14 protein-coding genes and 1 pseudogene are annotated in these 16,932 nt (G+C 71.3%); 4 read left to right on the top strand and 11 right to left on the bottom strand.

Annotated features, from left to right (window positions below):
• Nucleotides 1-76 precede the first annotated feature (76 nt).
• The 5 genes and pseudogenes from ACFYQ5_RS14795 to ACFYQ5_RS14775 form a co-directional block, all read right to left on the bottom strand.
• Nucleotides 77-427 (bottom strand): annotated as a pseudogene (locus ACFYQ5_RS14795) (DUF4231 domain-containing protein); the annotation flags it as partial.
• A gap of 200 nt (nucleotides 428-627) precedes the next feature.
• Nucleotides 628-1,107 (bottom strand): NUDIX domain-containing protein, encoded by a 480-nt coding sequence (locus tag ACFYQ5_RS14790; RefSeq protein WP_389197580.1) that lies wholly within the window; start codon nucleotides 1,105-1,107, stop codon nucleotides 628-630.
• A 23-nt stretch (nucleotides 1,108-1,130) separates the two neighbouring features.
• Nucleotides 1,131-2,762 (bottom strand): apolipoprotein N-acyltransferase, encoded by a 1,632-nt coding sequence (gene lnt, locus ACFYQ5_RS14785; protein ID WP_389197578.1) that lies wholly within the window; start codon nucleotides 2,760-2,762, stop codon nucleotides 1,131-1,133.
• A 77-nt stretch (nucleotides 2,763-2,839) separates the two neighbouring features.
• Nucleotides 2,840-3,403: a hypothetical protein gene (locus ACFYQ5_RS14780; RefSeq protein ID WP_389197576.1), complete on the bottom strand. Its 564-nt coding sequence runs from the start codon at nucleotides 3,401-3,403 to the stop codon at nucleotides 2,840-2,842.
• A gap of 70 nt (nucleotides 3,404-3,473) precedes the next feature.
• Complete coding sequence (locus tag ACFYQ5_RS14775) at nucleotides 3,474-4,265, bottom strand: glutamate racemase (RefSeq protein ID WP_389197574.1); 792 nt, start codon at nucleotides 4,263-4,265, stop codon at nucleotides 3,474-3,476.
• A 58-nt stretch (nucleotides 4,266-4,323) separates the two neighbouring features.
• Here ACFYQ5_RS14775 and ACFYQ5_RS14770 point away from each other — a divergent pair, with 58 nt between their 5' ends.
• The gene (locus ACFYQ5_RS14770) at nucleotides 4,324-5,505 is read left to right on the top strand and encodes a glycosyltransferase (protein WP_389197572.1); all 1,182 of its coding nucleotides are present in this window, start codon (nucleotides 4,324-4,326) and stop codon (nucleotides 5,503-5,505) included.
• Between the two features lie 40 nt (nucleotides 5,506-5,545).
• On the opposite strand, the gene ACFYQ5_RS14765 is transcribed toward ACFYQ5_RS14770, so the two are convergent.
• Nucleotides 5,546-6,826, bottom strand: a complete 1,281-nt coding sequence (locus ACFYQ5_RS14765) for a TerD family protein (RefSeq protein ID WP_389197911.1) — start codon at nucleotides 6,824-6,826, stop codon at nucleotides 5,546-5,548.
• 359 nt (nucleotides 6,827-7,185) lie between these two features.
• Nucleotides 7,186-7,404 (bottom strand): hypothetical protein, encoded by a 219-nt coding sequence (locus ACFYQ5_RS14760; RefSeq protein WP_389197570.1) that lies wholly within the window; start codon nucleotides 7,402-7,404, stop codon nucleotides 7,186-7,188.
• Nucleotides 7,405-7,795: 391 nt separating this feature from the next.
• Between ACFYQ5_RS14760 and ACFYQ5_RS14755 the strand changes: the two genes are divergently transcribed.
• Entirely contained in the window at nucleotides 7,796-9,133 is a 1,338-nt protein-coding gene (locus ACFYQ5_RS14755) for a hemolysin family protein (protein ID WP_389197568.1), read from the top strand.
• The gene (locus ACFYQ5_RS14750; protein ID WP_389197566.1) at nucleotides 9,130-10,149 is read left to right on the top strand and encodes a hemolysin family protein; all 1,020 of its coding nucleotides are present in this window, start codon (nucleotides 9,130-9,132) and stop codon (nucleotides 10,147-10,149) included. Before ACFYQ5_RS14755 ends, ACFYQ5_RS14750 begins: the two co-directional genes overlap by 4 nt.
• A gap of 64 nt (nucleotides 10,150-10,213) precedes the next feature.
• On the opposite strand, the gene ACFYQ5_RS14745 is transcribed toward ACFYQ5_RS14750, so the two are convergent.
• The 4 genes from ACFYQ5_RS14745 to ACFYQ5_RS14730 all read right to left on the bottom strand — a co-directional run bounded on the left by ACFYQ5_RS14745 (nucleotide 10,214) and on the right by ACFYQ5_RS14730 (nucleotide 15,823).
• Nucleotides 10,214-11,545 (bottom strand): SGNH/GDSL hydrolase family protein, encoded by a 1,332-nt coding sequence (locus ACFYQ5_RS14745; protein ID WP_389197564.1) that lies wholly within the window; start codon nucleotides 11,543-11,545, stop codon nucleotides 10,214-10,216.
• A gap of 133 nt (nucleotides 11,546-11,678) precedes the next feature.
• Nucleotides 11,679-13,004: a carboxyl transferase domain-containing protein gene (locus ACFYQ5_RS14740; RefSeq protein WP_389197562.1), complete on the bottom strand. Its 1,326-nt coding sequence runs from the start codon at nucleotides 13,002-13,004 to the stop codon at nucleotides 11,679-11,681.
• A gap of 34 nt (nucleotides 13,005-13,038) precedes the next feature.
• The gene (locus ACFYQ5_RS14735) at nucleotides 13,039-14,496 is read right to left on the bottom strand and encodes an acyl-CoA synthetase (protein WP_389197560.1); all 1,458 of its coding nucleotides are present in this window, start codon (nucleotides 14,494-14,496) and stop codon (nucleotides 13,039-13,041) included.
• Nucleotides 14,497-14,557: 61 nt separating this feature from the next.
• On the bottom strand, nucleotides 14,558-15,823 hold the full coding sequence (locus tag ACFYQ5_RS14730; protein WP_389197558.1) for an SLC13 family permease: 1,266 nt from the start codon (nucleotides 15,821-15,823) through the stop codon (nucleotides 14,558-14,560).
• Nucleotides 15,824-16,019: 196 nt separating this feature from the next.
• On the opposite strand from ACFYQ5_RS14730, the gene ACFYQ5_RS14725 reads away from it, so the two are divergent.
• Nucleotides 16,020-16,742, top strand: coding sequence for a FadR/GntR family transcriptional regulator (locus ACFYQ5_RS14725; protein WP_389197556.1), 723 nt, complete (start codon nucleotides 16,020-16,022; stop codon nucleotides 16,740-16,742).
• The last annotated feature ends 190 nt before the right edge of the window (nucleotides 16,743-16,932 follow it).

The following is a 16,932-nucleotide window of genomic DNA, read 5'->3' as shown; positions in this document are numbered from 1 at the left end:
AAACTGCCCCTGTGACGTGCGTGAACGCGGGTAACAGGGGCAGGGCTCGGAGACCGCCCGCCGGCAGCGACGGCGTCTACGGAAGCGCCTGACCGCCGGGGGGCTGCGCGAGGCGGCGGCTCCGGGCCCAGGTCCGGAGCTCCGTCTGCGCGACGGCTTCGACCTCCTCCAGAAGACGCTGCCGTGTGTCGTCGTTCCGCTGGGCTTCATCGGTCAGGGTGTAGCGCTGAATCGCCAGCCGTAGTCGCGACCACGCCTCTGCTCCCTGTACGTGTCGCTCCGCGTGATGGAAAACCTGGCGGAACCCGCCGATGAAGAGTGTGACGCCTGCGAGGGAGGCGGTGACGGCGGCGGGGGCCTGCAAACCCGCGGCGACCACCGTCCCTGCCCCTGCGGACAACGCGATCACCTCCGTGCTCGCGGCCCATCGCCGGGACCGCTACCAGGCCAGATCCCTGAGGGCCTGCTCCCACACCGGATCTTCGCTCGCCGCAGGCACCGACGGCCTCCCTCCTTGCGGCAACTTCCCGGCATCCTCCGCGAGTTGAGGTGCTTCGGTGCCGACCACAGACAGTATCCGCCTGGAACTCCACCGAGCCACCCTCATCGGCGAGGACGCCGGTCCCGTCAGGCCTCGGGGGTGCGCGCGAACCAGGTGGGGCCGTCCGTGAGGGACTGCTTGATCCGGAACAGCGAGAACTCGCTCAGCGGCGGCAGCGCGTCGACGTCGAACCAGGCGACTTCCAGCGACTCGTCGTCGTTCACCCGCGCCTCGCCGCCGGTGGCCCGGCAGCGGAAGGTGATGTCGACGTACTGGCACCGGTCGCCGTTGGCGTACTGCACCGGCTTCAGGGCCTGGGTGAGCACGACCCGCTCCGCGACGCAGTGCACCGCCGTCTCCTCGTACACCTCGCGTTCCGCCGTGACCGCGGGCTCCTCGCCGGGCTCGCCGATACCGCCGATGACCGACCACTTGCCGGTGTCCGACCTCCGGCCGAGCAGCACCCGGCCCTCGTCGTCGAAGACCACGGCGGTGACTCCCGGCAGCAGGAGCAGCTGATGCCCGGCGGTGGCACGGATGTCACGGATGAAGTCTGGGGTAGCCATGCGAGGAGCCTATGCGAACGGGATCATGCGGTGGCAGGAACGTTCTCCGGGCCGGCCGCCAGGTCCTTGCGCGCCTTCCTCGCCCGCACCGACGTGGCAGTCGCCCAGCCGAGACCGGCCACGGCGAGCAGCGCCAGGACACCCTCCGGCAGGGTTCCCAGCCGGGTGGCGGGCGTGAGCGAGGACCGCAGGGGTACCTCGTCGACCAGGGCGTCCGGAGTGAACATCTCCGTCTTCTCCACGATCGTGCCGTCCGGCCGGATCACCGCACTGACGCCACTGGTGACGGGCACGACGACGGACCGCCCGTGCTCGACCGCCCGCACCTGGCTCATCGCCAGCTGCTGGTAGGTCATCTCGCTGCGCCCGAAGGTCGCGTTGTTGCTCGGTACGGCGATCAGCTGCCCGCCGTCCTTGACGGTGTCACGCACGGCGTCGTCGAACGCGGCCTCGTAACAGGTCACGAGCCCGACCTTCGTGCCCGCCAGGTCGAACACGCCGACCTTGCTGCCGGGGCCGAAGTCCCGTTGCACCCGGTCGACGTCCTCGCTGAAGACACGTGCGACGGAGCGCATCGGCATGTACTCGCCGAACGGCTGGATGTGCCGCTTGTCGTAGGTGTCCACGGGGCCGCTCTCCGGGTCCCACTCGATCAGGGTGTTGCGGAGAGGTCCGGTGTCGGGGGCGAGGACGGCCCCGATGACGGTGGGGACGCCGATGGCGCGTACGGCCCGGTCGATGGCCTCACGGGCGTCGGCGTTTCGGTACGGGTCGAGGTCGGAGGAGTTCTCCGGCCACAGGACGAAGTCGGGCTGGGGCTCTTTCCCCGCCTTCACGTCCCGGGCGAGCTGTTCCGTGCGCTCCGCGTGGTTGTCCAGGACTGCGCGGCGCTGGGAGTTGAAGTCGAGGCCCAGGCGCGGCACGTTGCCCTGGATCGCGGCGACGGTGGCGGTGCCGTCCTCGGGTGAGTCGTCCACGAGCGGGAGGGCCGCCAGGGCGGCGGCGAGCGGTGCGGCGACGGTGACGGCCGCGGCGATGACGGCGGCGCGGGGCACGGTGCCGGTGGTGCGGTGGCGGCGGATCTGCCGGACGGCTTCCAGGAGTCCGAAGCCGCACAGCACGACGGCGAACGAGAGCAGCGGGGTGCCGCCCAGAGCGGCGAGCGGCAGGAACGCGCTGTCGGCCTGGCCGAAGGCGATCTTGCCCCAGGGGAAGCCGCCGAACGGGACCCTGGCCCGGAGCGCCTCGTCCAGGGTCCACACGGCCGCAGCCCAGACCGGCCAGTACGGAAGCCGGGAGACCGCGGCGATCCCGACGCAGCCGACGGCGATGAACAGCGCTTCGACGCACGCGAGGGCGAGCCACGGGACCGGGCCGACCTCCTCGCCCGTCCAGTGCAGCAGCGGCAGCATGAAGCCGAGGCCCGCGAGGAGGCCGAGGCCCAGTGCCGCGCGCAGCCTGCGTGCGCTCAGGACCCAGCCCAGCAGGGCGAAGCCGGGCAGCACCAGCCACCACAGGGGCCGGGGCGGGAAGCTCGCGTAGAGCAGCGCACCGGACAGCACGGCTGCGGCCGGCCGGACGAGCCGGGGCCACAGCTTCCTGCTGCGGGACACGGGGGCGGGCGGCGGTTCGACGGTGGTGATGGTGGCGCTCACCTGGCGGAGTCTACGGCGGGCGGCTGTGAGGAGGTAGCCACTCCGGCCACCCCGGGGCGGCGGAGCCCCTGCCGGGCTCAGGATCCCGGGTTCTTCCCGGTGGCCGCGAGGTGCAGGCGGTCGCGGATGAACCGTACGGCGGCCTCCGCGTCGTCCACCGTGACGGTGAAACTCCTGCCGTCCCCCAGCCGGAGCACCAGGCCCTCTCCCCTGCGCACGACCACGGCCGTGCCCTGGTCGGGGCGCCAGCGGTAACCCCAGCCGCCCCAGTGACGCGGGGTGACCTTGGGGGCGAAGTCCGCGCCCACCACATGGGTGAGCAGGATCCGGCGCCTGGGCAGCCCGGCGTGGCCACAGCGCACCTCGAGGGCGTCACCGTCGACCTTGACGGCCACGTGCACGAAGGCGAGGGTCCCGAAGAGGATCAGGAGTCCGGCCGCGACACAGCCGATGACGGACATGAGCAGCGGGGCGAACCCGCCGCCCCAGGCCGAGTCGACTGCGAGTTCGATACCGAGTGCCAGGCACCCTGCCCCCGCGGCCGCGAGCAGCCACTGGAAGCGGTTGGTGGCCCGTCCCGTCCAGACCGTGCCCGGGGCCTGGCTCGAACCGTGCCGCGTGTTGCCGGGGTGGTCCGTCATGCCAAGCAGCGTACCCACGTTCCGCGCGGCGAGGAGGGGGTGTGCGGCTCCGGCGAGGCGCCGAAGGCGGTCAGACCGCGGGGCTGACCGCCTTGAGCAGCAGGCCCTCGGCGTAGGCCAGAGCGGGTTCGGTGAGGTCAGCGGCGTGCCCGCCGAGGAGCACGGTGAGGGTACCGACCGGTTCGGCCGACGGAGCGGGCACCGCCCCGATACGGCGCAGAGCCTGGGCGGCCACCGCTTCGGCGGAGCCGTGCAGCACGAGCGGCGCGCGGCCGGGCCGGCCGGCCTCCACCGCGGCGCGGATGCGTTCGGCGACCAGCTCGTAGTGGGTGCAGCCGAGGACGACGTCCGTCACCTCGGCCGGAGTCAGGGCGGCCGCCGCGGCCACCGCGCGGTCGATCGCGTCCTCGTCGGCGTGCTCGACGGCGTCGGCGAGCCCCGGGCAGGGCACTTCCGTCACGTTCACGGAGCGGGCGAAGTCGTGGATCAGCCCGCGCTGGTAGGGGCTCCCGGTGGTCGCCGGCGTGGCCCAGATGGCGAAGGGGCCACCGCCCGCGGCGGCCGGCTTGATCGCGGGAACCGTGCCGATGACCGGCAGCCCGGGCTCCAGTTCGGCCCGCAGGGTGGGAAGGGCGTGGACGGAGGCGGTGTTGCAGGCGACGATCAGGGCGTCCGGCCGACGGGCCGCCGCCGCGCGTGCCACTGCGAGCGCGCGGCGGGTCACGTCCTCGGGCGTACGGGGCCCCCAGGGCATCGAGCCGGGATCGGACGACAGCACCAGATCGGCGTCGGGCCGTAGCCGGCGTACGGCGGCCGCTGCCGCGAGCAGGCCGATTCCCGAGTCCATGAGTGCGATCTTCACCCGGTCACCATAGTCGACAGCCCTTGCGGGCCCCCCGGAGTGGGGCACACTTCGACGGATGAGCGCCGTTGCCTGGATCGCCGTGGGTTCACTGGTCGTGTGGGTGTGGCTGTTGCTGGGCCAGGGCTTCTTCTGGCGGACCGACCAGCGGCTGCCCAAGCGCAGGGACCCCGCACGCTGGCCCTCGGTGGCGGTGGTCGTCCCCGCGAGGAACGAGGCCGAGGTCCTGCCGGTGAGCCTCCCGTCGCTGCTCGCCCAGGACTATCCGGGTGACGCGGAGATCTTTCTGGTCGACGACTGCAGCGGCGACGGTACGGGCGAGCTCGCCCGTGAGCTGTCCGAGCGGTGCGGAGGGCTGCCGCTCACGGTGGTGACGCCCGGTGAGCCGGAGCCGGGTTGGACGGGCAAACTGTGGGCGATGCGGCACGGGATGGCCTTGGCCCGTCAACGTCAGCCTGAGTTCCTGCTCCTGACGGACGCCGACATCGCACACGAGCCGGACAGCCTTCGGGAACTGGTGGCCGCGGCCGGTGCCGACGGGGCGGACCGGTTCGACCTGGTCTCGCAGATGGCCAGGCTGCGGGTGGCGAGCACCTGGGAGCGGCTGATCGTGCCGGCCTTCGTCTATTTCTTCGGGCAGCTCTATCCGTTCCGGTGGGTGAACGGGAAGGGGGCGAGGACGGCCGCGGCAGCAGGCGGCTGTGTGCTGCTGCGGGCCGGAGCCGCCGAGCGGGCGAGGATCCCGGAGTCCATCCGCCAGGCGGTGATCGACGACGTGTCGCTGGCGCGTGCGGTGCGGCGCAGCGGCGGCCGTATCTGGCTGGGGCTCGCCGACCGGGTGGACAGCGTGCGGCCCTGCCCTCGGCTGGCGGACCTGTGGCGCATGGTCGCGCGGAGTGCGTACGCGCAACTGCGGCACAGCCCGTCGCTGCTGGTCGGTACGGTCCTCGGCCTGGGCCTGGTCTACGTCGCGCCGCCCGTCACGCTGTGTGCCGGGCTGCTGACGGGTGATCCCGTCGCGGCGGTGGCCGGCGGGGCGGCCTGGGCGGTGATGACGGGCACCTACATGCCCATGCTCGGGTACTACCGGCAGTCGCTCTGGCTGGCGCCGCTGCTGCCCTTCACGGCGGTCCTCTATCTCCTGATGACGGTGGGTTCCGCGGTACAGCACCACCGGGGGCTCGGTGCGGCGTGGAAGGGGCGTACGTACGCCCGTCCCGAGGCCGCGCCGGAGCCCTGAGCCCGGCAGGCCGAGCGGCCACGCCTCGGTCACCGCGGGGTCATTTGCGCCCGGGGGTCCAGTTCATGCCCCACCCGTAGGCGGCGTCGACGGTCCGCTGGGGGCTGACCCCGCGCTGCGGGACGAGATACCGGGCCTCGCGCTGCACGGTGAGGTCTCCCCCGTGACTGGTGAGCAGTGCGAGCGCGCACACGGTGGAAGGCACGGTGCATTCGTCGAGCGAGAAGTCGATCGCCGCGCCGTTCTGCGGCTGGAGCGTGACCGTGGCATGCAGATCGGCGAAGCTGCGGGCGCCTTCGTAGATGGTGACGAAGATCAGGACACGGCGCAGCCGGTCCTTGTGGTCGAGGTTGACCGTGAGGTTCTCGCCATGGGAGAGCGCGCCGGTACGGTCGTCCCCGTCGAGGTGGATGTACGGCGGCTGCCGGAGAGATCCGAAGGCGTTCCCGAGCGCCTGCACCACTCCCTTGCTTCCGTCGGTGAGTTCGTACAGTGCGCAGAGGTCGAGATCCAGGTCCCCGTGCATGGCGACCGCCCTGCCGAGTTTCGCGCCCCAGCCCTTGAACTGCTTACGTACTTCCCAGTTGAGATTGACGCGCAGCGCTCCGGACGTGCCACCCTGTTTCGACAGCGATACCGAAGGGGCTTCTTTCGTCAGCGTGACCTTGGTCAGCCTCACGGCCTGCACGACGGGGGGCGCGGGCGGCGGCGCGGGGGCGGCCTGGGGCACGGCCGGGCGCGCGGGCGGCTGGGGGGCCCGCTGTGGGGGCGGCGGCCACTGCTGCGGCTCGTCGACGGAGATGCCGAAGTCCGTCGCGAGGCCCTCGAGCCCGGTGTCGTACCCCTGTCCTACGGCCCTGAATTTCCAGGCGCCCTGGCGCAGGTAGAGCTCGCCGAGGATGAACGCGGTCTCGACGGTCGCGTCGGCGCTCTCGAAGCGCGCGATCTCGGAGCCGTTCGCGGGGTCCACGATCCTCACGTAGAGGCCGGTCACCCGTCCGAACGTGCCACCGTCCGCCGAGGCCGCGATCACGACACGGTCGATCGCCGGCTCCATCCGGGCGAAGTGGACCGTGAGGCTGTCCGTGACGGCGCCGCCGGACGTCTGCTTGCCCTCGTGTCGCACCGCGCCGGAACCGTGGCCCGGCTGGTTGTAGAAGACGAAGTCCGCGTCGCTGCGCACCCTGCCCGACACGAGAAGGAGCGCCGAGGCATCCACGTCGGGTGTTCCGGGAGTGGTACGCCAGCCCAGTTCGACGCGCACGGTCTGAGCCGGCACCGCGACATTGGTTCCCTTTTGCATGGTCATGCTCGCCCCCATCACGAGTCCGGCTGCCCGGAGAGTTTCCGCCAACTTAATCCCCCGTCCGGGGAGCCCACAGTCTCGACGGGCCGACTGCCGGACACCCGCCGGCCTCCGGGGCTCGCTCTCCACACGATCGCAACGCCGCCCGGTGTCTCACTTCGCCGAGTTCACTCGCCTCGGGGAACGGGGTTCACCCACGGCTCGTACGGGAGGATCACCCGGACGGACGTGGAGGCCGGGACGTGGCCGGTGGTGACCAGGAACCTGACGTGACGCCGGCTCGGACCCCGGCGTCACCCCTGACGGCCTTCGGCAGATCGCCCCGGCGCCATCCGCCGGCAGGGGCGAATGGCGCCGGTCCGCGCGCCCGTTCGCTACTCGGCCGCGGCGAGCGCGGCGAGCGCCTGCGCCCAACGGACATACTTCAGTTCGGCCAGGTCCGAGACGGTCTTGACTCCGAACGCCTCCTGAAGCAGTTCGCCGTCCCGGTCGGAGACCCCCTTCAAGGCCCCTACCGGGGCGGCCATGATCTCCGGCAGGCTCTTGTCCGCCCACGCCTTGTCCAGGACCTTGTCCAGATCGATCGAAGCCATGTGTGCCGTCTCCCAGGGTGCGTGGCCCGACTCTCGTACGGGCCTTTTTCTACAGACGTGTAGAAGCATAGAGTTGCTCCGGCGAGCAGGGAGCACGCTCCAGACCGCCTCGCCGGAAAAGGCCGAAATACGATCCTGTGTCAGCCAGAGGTGACCCATGACGTCCGAGGTCGTCCTCGGTGGCGCGCCGGTGCGGACCGCGCGGCACGCCCACGCCGGGCCGTCACCCGAAGTGGCCGGGAACCCGGTTCCGGTCAGAATCGTTTGTGTGTACGCACACCTAGATGAGGAGCCACCGCTTGTCCGCCAGATCGACGGACCCTTCGGGGCACAGCCCCCGACCACGCCCAGCACTTCCTGAGCACGGCACGCGGCGGGACGGTGATGCCGGATGAGCGCCCTGGAAGCCTGGCTCGGCGTACTGGCCGTGTTCGTGCTGACGGCGGGCACCGGCTACTTCGTCGCCCAGGAGTTCGCGTACGTCTCCGCCGACCGGCTCGCCCTCGCGCGTGAGGCCAGGACCGGGGACCCGAAAGCCGCCCGCGCCCTGAAGGTGCTGGAGCGTCTTTCGTTCATGCTCTCGGGCGCCCAGCTCGGCATCACCGTGACCGGTCTGGTCGTCGGCTTCATCGCCGAGCCCTCCGTCTCCGCGCTGCTGAGGCCCGCCCTTTCCGGCCTCGGCATCCCCGACGGCGCCGTCACCGGCATCTCCGTCGTGCTTGCCTTCACCCTGGCCACGGTCGTGCAGATGGTGCTGGGCGAGCTGGCCCCGAAGAACCTCGCCATCGCCGTTCCGGAACGGCTGGCGAAGTCACTCGCGGCCTCCACGCTGGCGTACCTGCGGGTCGTCGGTCCGGCGGTCCGGATCTTCGACGGCGCGGCGAACAAGCTGCTGCGCAAGGCCGGCATCGAACCGGTCGAGGAACTGCACCACGGCGCCACGCTCGAGGAGCTGGGGCACCTGATCGGCGAGTCGCACGAGCAGGGGCAGCTGCCGCGCGGGACCGCCGAACTGCTCGACCACGCCCTGGAGTTCTCCGAGCGGACACTGCACGAGGTGATGGTGCCGCGCGTCGCCGCGGTCTTCATCCGCAAGGACGCCACCGCCGACGAGGCCATCGACCTCATCGGTGAGCACGGCCACTCCAACTATCCCGTGCTCGGCGACCACCCGGACGACGTCGCGGGGGTCCTCGGCGTACGGGAACTCATGAGGCTGCCCGCCGGCCGTCTCACCACCACTACGGCAGCAGCGGTGGCCCGGGTGCCACTGTTGCTGCCGGACACCCTGCCCCTGCCGGATGCCGTGGAGCGGATGCGCGAGCGGGACGACGAGTTCGCCGTGGTCCTCGACGAACACGGCGGCGTGGCGGGCCTCGTCACCTACGAGGACGTCGCCGAAGAGCTCGTAGGTGACATCGCGGACGAGTCGGACACGGTCACCGAGGTCGCTGTCGCGGACGGTGAGGGATGGCTGGTGGACGCCGGACGACGCCTGGACGAGGTCGCCGAGGCCACCGGCGTCGAGCTGCCCGAGGGAGAGGACTACGACACCGTGGCCGGTCTGGTCGTCGACCGGCTCGGCCGCTTCCCGGCCATCGGCGACCACCTCACTCTCACGCTGCCCGACGGCGACGGCGCGGTGATCGACGTACACACCCTCGACCGGCACGTCCCGGAGCGGGTCCGGATCGAGCGGCTGTCCCGGAAGCCGGTGGAGCAGGCATGACCTTCCCGATGGCACTCTTCGTCACCGTCCTGCTGCTCATCGGCAGCGGCTTCTTCGTCGCGGCCGAGTTCGCACTGGTCGCCGCCAGACGCCACCGCATGGAGAAGGCCGCGGCCGAGGGGCGACGCGGCGCCGGAGCGGCCCTGGCCGGCATGCGTGAACTCTCGCTGATGCTGGCCGGGGCGCAGCTCGGCATCACCGTGTGCACGCTGGGCCTGGGCTCGGTGTCCAAACCCGCGATCTCCCACGAACTGGACCCCCTGCTGCACAGGCTGGGCCTGCCCGCCGCACTCAGTTACGGCGTGGCGTTCGCGGTGGCGATGCTCGTGGTCGTGTTCCTCCATATGGTTCTCGGCGAGATGGCACCCAAGTCGTGGGCCATCGCCCATCCCGAGCGCTCCGCGATGCTGCTCTCCCCGCCCTTCCGGGGCGTCGTGAAGGTCGTACGCCCGCTCATCCGGATCCTGAACCGGATGAGCAACGGCCTGGTCCGGTTGTGCCGGGTCGCCCCTCGCGACGAACTGGCCTCCGTTCACGACAGGGAGCAGCTCACGCACCTGGTGGAGGAGTCCGAGCGGCTCGGCCTGATCAGCGGGACGGACTCCGACCTCTTGACCCGTTCACTGACCGAGCCGGAGACCCCGGTGCGTGACCTTCAGGTACCGGCCGCCGGCATCACCGCGATCGACGCCCGGGCCGACGCGGATCAGATCCTCCGCCGGGCCGCCGAGAGCGACCGTACCCGGCTGCTGGTCCGTGAGGACGGGGATGTGCTCGGCTCGGTGCACGCCCGTGACGTCCTGGTGGCCCGTGCCCAGGGCCGGGCCACCAGCGCAGGCGCTCTGGCCCGTCCCGTGCCCGAGCTGACCGAGGACACGACGGTGGCCGACGCGATCGAGCTGCTGCGCCGCCGCCGGGCCACACTCGCGGTGGTGCGTGACGGCACCGGCAGGCTCACCGGCATGGTGAGTCTGGACGACCTGCTGGCCCGCTACCTCCAGCCCCAGGCGGCATGACCGCCGTCTTCCACCGGGCGCCCCGGTCCTGCCGGGGCGCCCACCGGCGTACTTCAGGACGTCGTCAGCGATGTGCGGAGGATGCGAGCATCGGCAGCGAGAGGGTGTCGGCCAGGCCCTGCTGACCGGCGATGTTCGCGTGGACACCGTCCCCGGTGTCGTAGGGCGGGTTGATGGCGTTCGGCTTCAGCGGGTCCTTGAGGACCTGGTCGAAGCCCATGATGCCGTCGCAGGCGCCGCTGCAGTCGTTCCGCCTCGAGACGAACGAGTTGATGGTGTAGCGACTCCTGTTGTGCTCATCGGTGTAGCTCGGGCGGGGGGTCACCGGGGTGACGTACACCTTGATCCCCGCCGCGTGCAGACGTCCGAAGACGTCCCGGTAACTCGCCAGCACCTGCTGGGCGTCGCATCCGGCGGGCAGGTCGTTGGTGCCGTAGTAGTAGAGGACTCCGGTGACTCCGTGGAGGGCGAGGACGTCCCTCTGCAGGCGTGCCCGTGCGTCGAGACCGCGCAGGTGATCAGCGAGCTTCGGGCAGTCGGCGGCGCTGGTGGTGCCGTTGACACCGGCGTTGGCCACGGCGAGCTGGCGTGTGGGGGGCAGCTCCGTGGCGATCCGCCGGGCGAGGCCGTCCGTCCATCGGCGATTGGTGCCGAGTTGCGTGCAGCCCGGTCCGCAGTCGGTGGATCCGACCCCGTCGACCACGGAGCTGCCGTAGGCGACGAGGCTGCCCTTCAGGCGCGGGTTGTGTACGTCCACGGCGGTGACCAGGTAGGTGGACTGGGTCGTCTCCGTGTAGGCGGTGGCACTCGTGTCGCCGGTGTGGTCCCCGGTGCCGGGCGCGGTCAGGTAGTTGGTACGAAAGGCGGCCTGGTGCCGACCCGGCACGATGGTGCCGGACACGGACAGGGAAACCGCGACGTCCCCCTGGGCGCGGGTCGTCAGGGTGGTGGCGTCACTCCAGAGCTCGCCGCCGGCCGGGACGACGGCTTCGTGCCGGCCGGCGAACGTGACGGGGCGGGGGCGCCCCTGGACGGCAGCGCTCTCTCCGTCGGTGAGTGCCACAGTGGCGGCGTCCACGGTGAGGGGGGTCGTCCCGAATGTGTTCTGTATCCGGACACGCAGTGCGTCACCTCCCTGGCTGAGGTGGCTGATCATGCGAACAGACTGGTCACGCAAGGGAGTGGGGGCGAGGTCGTGCTGTGAGCCGGCCCAGGACGTGAACCAGGCCCGCGCGCCGGGCCGTTGTCCGGCTGGGGTGTCACCTGCGGCGTCCGTCGTCGGGACCGAGACGACGAGGGCTGCCGCTATCGAGGTGGTGGCCACGGCGATCGAGAGACGTCTGGCCAGCGGTACCTGAACGCCGCGGCGGGCTCCGGCGAGGAGTGAACTGATCAAGGACTTGCCTTTCCGCGGGGAGAGGGGAAGGAACTCCGTGCTGTGTGCGGCGGGCGGTCGCCGCCCCGGCGCGAGACCGGATGGGCATACCTCTTTTCGTGAGAGGAGGTCCCCCGCCCCGGAAGACGGGAGATCAGGCGCTCCGCGACACCAGCCCCCGCAGAAAGCCGAGCTCGACCAGATCCTGTGGCCGGATCCGCAGCTCGTCGGCGGTGGCACCCTTCGCGGACGGCGGGCGTTTGAGGATCGCGGCGGCCAGTTCGGGGGCGATGACCGAGAAGTAGCTGTCCGGTGCGGCCCAGGTGTTGCCGGGGGCTGCGAGCGCGAGCGCGCCGCCCGAGCCGCCCTCGCCGATGACGAGCGTGGTCAGCGGCACGCGGGCCGAAGCGACGGCCGTGAACAGGTCGGCGATCGCCGATCCTGCTCCGGCCTGCTCGGCCGACGCGTCGTTCGCGGCGCCCGGGGTGTCGACCAGGGTCAGGACGGGGATGCCGAGCCGGTCTGCGAGCCGGATCAGCCGGGCCGCGGTGCGGTAGCCGGCCGGCCGTGTCGCGGTTCCGCACTGGGCCGCGTACGCGACCGTGCGTCCTTCGTGGAAGCCGAAGCCACAGCGCATTCCCGTGTCCCTGCCCCCACAGCGATCGCCCACGACCTCGGCCCGTGACGTGAAGTAGGCGTCCAGGTAGGCCTCCGCGCGCGGCCGTTCGAGGGCTCGCGCCCGGGCGACCGCGTCCCATCCGCTGGCGGGCAGGTCCCCCGCACCGAGCGCGTGAGGTGGTGGGGCCGGCTCCCGCGACCGGGGGAACGTCAGCAGCCGGAGCCGTAGCGCCAGTTCGTCGCGGAGCTCTCGCTGCGGTACTACGGCGTCGATGTGGCCCGCCGCGAGCTGGGCCTCCGCCGTGTACGCGGCCGGATCGGCCTCGGGCGGCCGTACCCGCGACCCGGCGAAGGCCACCTGCGAGGCGGGCAGCGCCAGGATCATGTCGGCCCCGGCGCCGAGCGTCGCCCAGCCACCACCCGTGGTCGGATCGCGCAGCACGGCGAGCTGGGGCAGGCCTGCGGCCCGGGTGTGCACGATCTGCTCGGCGACCCGCTGGAGTTGGCTCAGCGCGCAGGTCCCCTCCTGCATGCGGCTGCCACCCGTGGCGACGAGGGTGACCACCGGCAGGTGGTGCTCACGCGCATGGGCGTGAGCCGCCACGATCCGGTCGCCGGTGCCCTCGCCGATCGAGCCGCCCAGAAAGCCGAACTCGAAGGAGAGCGCCACCACGGGGACCCCACCGATGTCGGCGGTGGCACACACCACGGATTCCGTCTCACCCGTCCGCCGGGCCGCGCTCCGGCGGGAGGCGCCGTACCCCCGCCAGCCGAGCGGGCCGTCGGATTCGCCGGCCTCCGGGGGTGTGGACAGTCGCCTGCGGGTGTCGGCGACGGATGCGAGGGCTTCGCGTGCCGTCATGCGCGCCGGGCCTGCGCCCGCCCGCCCTGGAGCCTCACGCACGAAGGGCCCGTTTCATGATCTTGCCGAGGTCGTTCCGGGGCAGTTCGGACAGGTAGCGCACGGCCCGTGGGCGCTTGTGCGGGGCAAGCTGAGCAGCCACATGGTCGGCCAACTCGGCCGGTACCGGGCGGTGTTGCGGGTCCACGGGCACGATCCACGCCACGATCCGCTCGCCGAGGTCGGCGTCCGGCTCGCCTGTCACGGCCGCGTCCCTCACGCCGGGGTGCTCCATCAGCGCGTTCTCGATCTCGCCCGCGCCGATCTTGTAACCGCCGCTCTTGATGAGATCGGTCGCTTTGCGGCCGACGATCCGGACGTAACCGTCCCGATCGCGGACTGCCATGTCTCCGGTGCGGAACCAGCCGTCCTCGGTGAACGCCTCAGCGGTGGCTTCGGGCCGGTTGAGGTACTCGGTGAAGAGGTTCGGGCCGCGCACCTGGATCTCGCCCACGGCGTCCGGTCCCGTTCCGACGAGTAGGCCCGCCTCGTCGACGAGCCGCAGCTCGACGCCCCGCAGGGGCACGCCGACGGCTCCGGCCCGAGGCTCACCGTCCGCACGCACACTGGTGTTCATGAGGGTCTCCGTCATCCCGTACCGCTCGATGACGGTCCGGCCGGTCGCCGCCGCGATCCGTTCGTGGTCCCGCGCCGGAAGCGCGGCCGATCCCGACACGAGCAGGCGCGCACCGGACAGCGCTTCGGCGAGCGCGGCGTCACCGGGCCCCACGGAGAGGGTCTCCGCGATGCGGTGGTACATGGTCGGCACCCCGAACAGCATCGTGGCTCCGGCGCTCAGCTCCCGTGCCACCCCCTCGGTACTGAACCGCCCCAGGTGACGCACCGATCCCCCGCGCCGCAGCGGCCCGAGGATGCCGAGGATCAGCCCGTGCACGTGGAACAGGGGCAGCGCGTGCACCAGCACGTCGTCGGCGTCCCATTGCCAGGCGTCCTGAAGCGCGTCCAGCGTGCTGGTCAGGGCTCGTCGCGGCAGGACGGCGCCCTTGGGCGGGCCGGTGGTGCCGGAGGTGTAGACGATCAGTGCCGGGTGGCCGGGGCCGGGCTCAGCGGGTTGCGCGCCCGCAGGTCCCGCGGCTGCGTCGATGTCCCTGCGAGGAAGTCCGTCCAACGCGGAGGGGAGTTCGTCGCCTGCTGCGGCCAGGACCAGTGACGGCGCGCTGTCGGCCACGATGTGCGCCAGTTCCCGCCCGCCGATCCGTGGATTGAGTGGCACCGCGGGGACTCCTGCGAGGAGCGCCGCCACCACACCGACCGCGGTCTCCAGAGTCGGCGTCGCCCACACGGCGACGCGGCGGGCCGTACCGAGGGTGGCGGCCAGGGAGCCGGCCGACGCCGCGAGTTCGGCGTACGACAGGGTCCGGTCCCCGAATTGCAGGGCGGGCCGCGAACTGCTCTCGGCCAGTGCGGGGAAGAGTGTCCTGGGGGTGTTCACGCGTCGTACTCCAATCGACGGACCGGCAGAAGGTCGAAAGCCGCAGCAAGAGTCGGCCGGGTCACCCGAACCCTGGCACCACCAGGACGAGCCACGCCGCGGCGGGCACCACCGCGACCACGACCCCGCCGTACACCATCAGCTGCCTGAAGAAGCGTTCCCGGTCGACGTCCGGCGCCGCGGCGAGAACGAGCGCGCCGTTGGTGGAGAAGGGGCTGACGTCCACCACGGTCGCCGACACCGCCAGCGCCGCGATCATTCCGACCGCCCCGATCTCTCCTTGCGCGAGGAACGGCACGGCCAGCGGGATCAGCGCGCCCATGATGCCGACCGACGAGGCGAACGCCGAGACGATCGCGCCGATGTAGCACAGCAGCAGGGCCGCGAGCAGCGGCACTCCGATGCCTCCGACTCCCTCCCCGGCCCACGTGATCGTGCCCATCTCCTCGAGTACGCCGACATAGGTCAGTACGCCGCAGATGAGCAGCACGGTGGGCCAGGCGATCGCACCGACCGCTGTACGGCTGGTGTCCGGCCACACGGCGCTGATCAGCACGGCGAGCGTGATTGCGGTCAGACCCGCGTCAAGATCGAAGACGAGTACGGCGACGACCAGAGCGAGGAGCGAGAGAAGGGTGGCTGTGCGGGGCACGTCGAGCCGGGCACTCCCCTCCCCCGCAGGAGATCCGGCTGAGTCGCCGTCGCTCTCCTCGGCGCGGTGCCGGGCCAGCTTCAGGCCGCCGAACAGCACGAACACCACACCGGCGATCATCAGGTTGGCGGCCAGCGAGGCGAGGAACAGCGCGATCTCGTTGCCCGGCAGGTTCTCGCGCTCCACGATGCCGTTCACGATCGAGCCGTAGATGCTGATCGGGGAGAATCCGCCGCCCTGCGCTCCGTGCACCACCATCGCGCCCATCAGCAGCGGGCTGATGCCGTAACGGACGGCGAAGCTCAGCGCGATCGGTGCGACGATCGCCACCGCGGCAGGACTGACCGCGCCGATCGCCGTCAGCGCCCCGGTGATCACGAACATCACCCAGGGGATCAGAGCGATGCGCCCGCCGACCAGACGGATGGACGCATGCACCAACCAGTCGGTGGTGCCGTTGGCCCGGGCGATCGCGAACAAGTAGGTGACGCCGACCAGGACGACGAAAAGGTCTCCGGGGAACCCGGCGAAGATGCCGTCCGCGTCCAGGCCGGCGACCAGCTCGCCCACCGCGAACGCGGCAGCGAAGGCCAGCGCCCCCATGTTGATCGAGCGGGTGGTGGCGATCGCGAAGACCACCACGAGTACAAGGATTGAGATGAGTTCCGCGGACATTGCGGGCTCCCGTCCTGGGGCCGACCCTCATTGGTCTAGTGGATGAGCCACTTGGCCTGTTGACGGCACTCAGAGTCGGGGGAGCGGAAACAACCGTCAAGGGGTTGCACAGAATTTGGTTCAGCCACTGGACCACGTGGGCGCTGCTAGGCTTCCGGTGCCAAGAGGGCGGGGCCCTCCGGAACAGGGGCAGGGGATGTCCGACGCACTGCGGCCCATGGGGCGCACACGACTGTACGAGCAAGTGCTCGACCGGCTGCGCTCGTACGCCGCCGAGAGCGCTCTGGTGGCCGGCGACAGACTCCCGCCGGAGCGTGACCTCGCTCAACGCCTGGGAGTCTCCAGGGCTTCGGTGAAGCAAGCCATCGTCGTCCTCGAAGTGCAGGGGCTCGTCGAGGTGCGGCACGGAGGCGGAACCTACCTCGTCGGAAACGGACTGGATGCCGAACCCGTCGAGCGGCTCGTCGAACGCCGGCGCAGGCTGCCCGACGTACTGGAGGCACGCGAGGCGCTGGAGACGAAACTCGCCGAACTCGCGGCGGAGCGGCGCACCGAGCAGGACGTGACCGCACTGAGAGCGTCGCTGGCCCACATGGCCGCGGAGATCGCCGACGGCGGCCACGGCGTCGAAGGTGACCGGCGTTTCCACGCCGCCGTGACCACTGCCGCCCACAGCGCGTTGCTCGCCGAGTTCATGCGGTCCATCGCCGACCAGATCACCGAGAGCAGGCATGAATCCCTGCGCCAGCCCCGTCGCCCCGGCCGCTCCCTGACTCAGCACCAGGCGATCCTCGACGCGATCGAGCAACAGCGCGGGAAGGCCGCGGCCGCGGCGATGCGGCGTCATGTCCGGACCGTCGCGAAGGTCAGGCTCCTGGCCTGGAATCCCGAACCGGACACCACTGACGGGACACCCTGAACCGCACTCCCCGAGCCCGCGCCCCCCTGAACATGGCGCGAATATGGCGTGCCGCGGAGCTGTACGGCGCCGATCCGGACACAGCCCCCGGATGCACTGACCCGATTTCGGACACCCGGGCGCGCACCCCTCCTCCCAACTTCTACAGTGCTGTAGATTCAAAGGGCTGGTCATCACGGAACCGCCCCTC

This window comes from Streptomyces sp. NPDC005794 (assembly GCF_042871445.1).
In the GTDB taxonomy this organism is placed as follows: Bacteria; Actinomycetota; Actinomycetes; order Streptomycetales; family Streptomycetaceae; genus Streptomyces.
The sequence above is the reverse complement of the archived record's forward strand: the minus strand, read 5'-3'. Positions and strand labels throughout refer to the sequence as shown.

Coding starts and splice junctions, on each gene's coding strand:
- ACFYQ5_RS14790 (WP_389197580.1), bottom strand. CDS start 1,107: ATGGCTACCCCAGACTTCATCCGTGACATCCGTGCCACCGCCGGGCAT.
- ACFYQ5_RS14780 (WP_389197576.1), bottom strand. CDS start 3,403: ATGACGGACCACCCCGGCAACACGCGGCACGGTTCGAGCCAGGCCCCG.
- ACFYQ5_RS14770 (WP_389197572.1), top strand. CDS start 4,324: ATGAGCGCCGTTGCCTGGATCGCCGTGGGTTCACTGGTCGTGTGGGTG.
- ACFYQ5_RS14765 (WP_389197911.1), bottom strand. CDS start 6,826: ATGGGGGCGAGCATGACCATGCAAAAGGGAACCAATGTCGCGGTGCCG.
- ACFYQ5_RS14760 (WP_389197570.1), bottom strand. CDS start 7,404: ATGGCTTCGATCGATCTGGACAAGGTCCTGGACAAGGCGTGGGCGGAC.
- ACFYQ5_RS14755 (WP_389197568.1), top strand. CDS start 7,796: ATGAGCGCCCTGGAAGCCTGGCTCGGCGTACTGGCCGTGTTCGTGCTG.
- ACFYQ5_RS14750 (WP_389197566.1), top strand. CDS start 9,130: ATGACCTTCCCGATGGCACTCTTCGTCACCGTCCTGCTGCTCATCGGC.
- ACFYQ5_RS14740 (WP_389197562.1), bottom strand. CDS start 13,004: ATGACGGCACGCGAAGCCCTCGCATCCGTCGCCGACACCCGCAGGCGA.
- ACFYQ5_RS14730 (WP_389197558.1), bottom strand. CDS start 15,823: ATGTCCGCGGAACTCATCTCAATCCTTGTACTCGTGGTGGTCTTCGCG.
- ACFYQ5_RS14725 (WP_389197556.1), top strand. CDS start 16,020: ATGTCCGACGCACTGCGGCCCATGGGGCGCACACGACTGTACGAGCAA.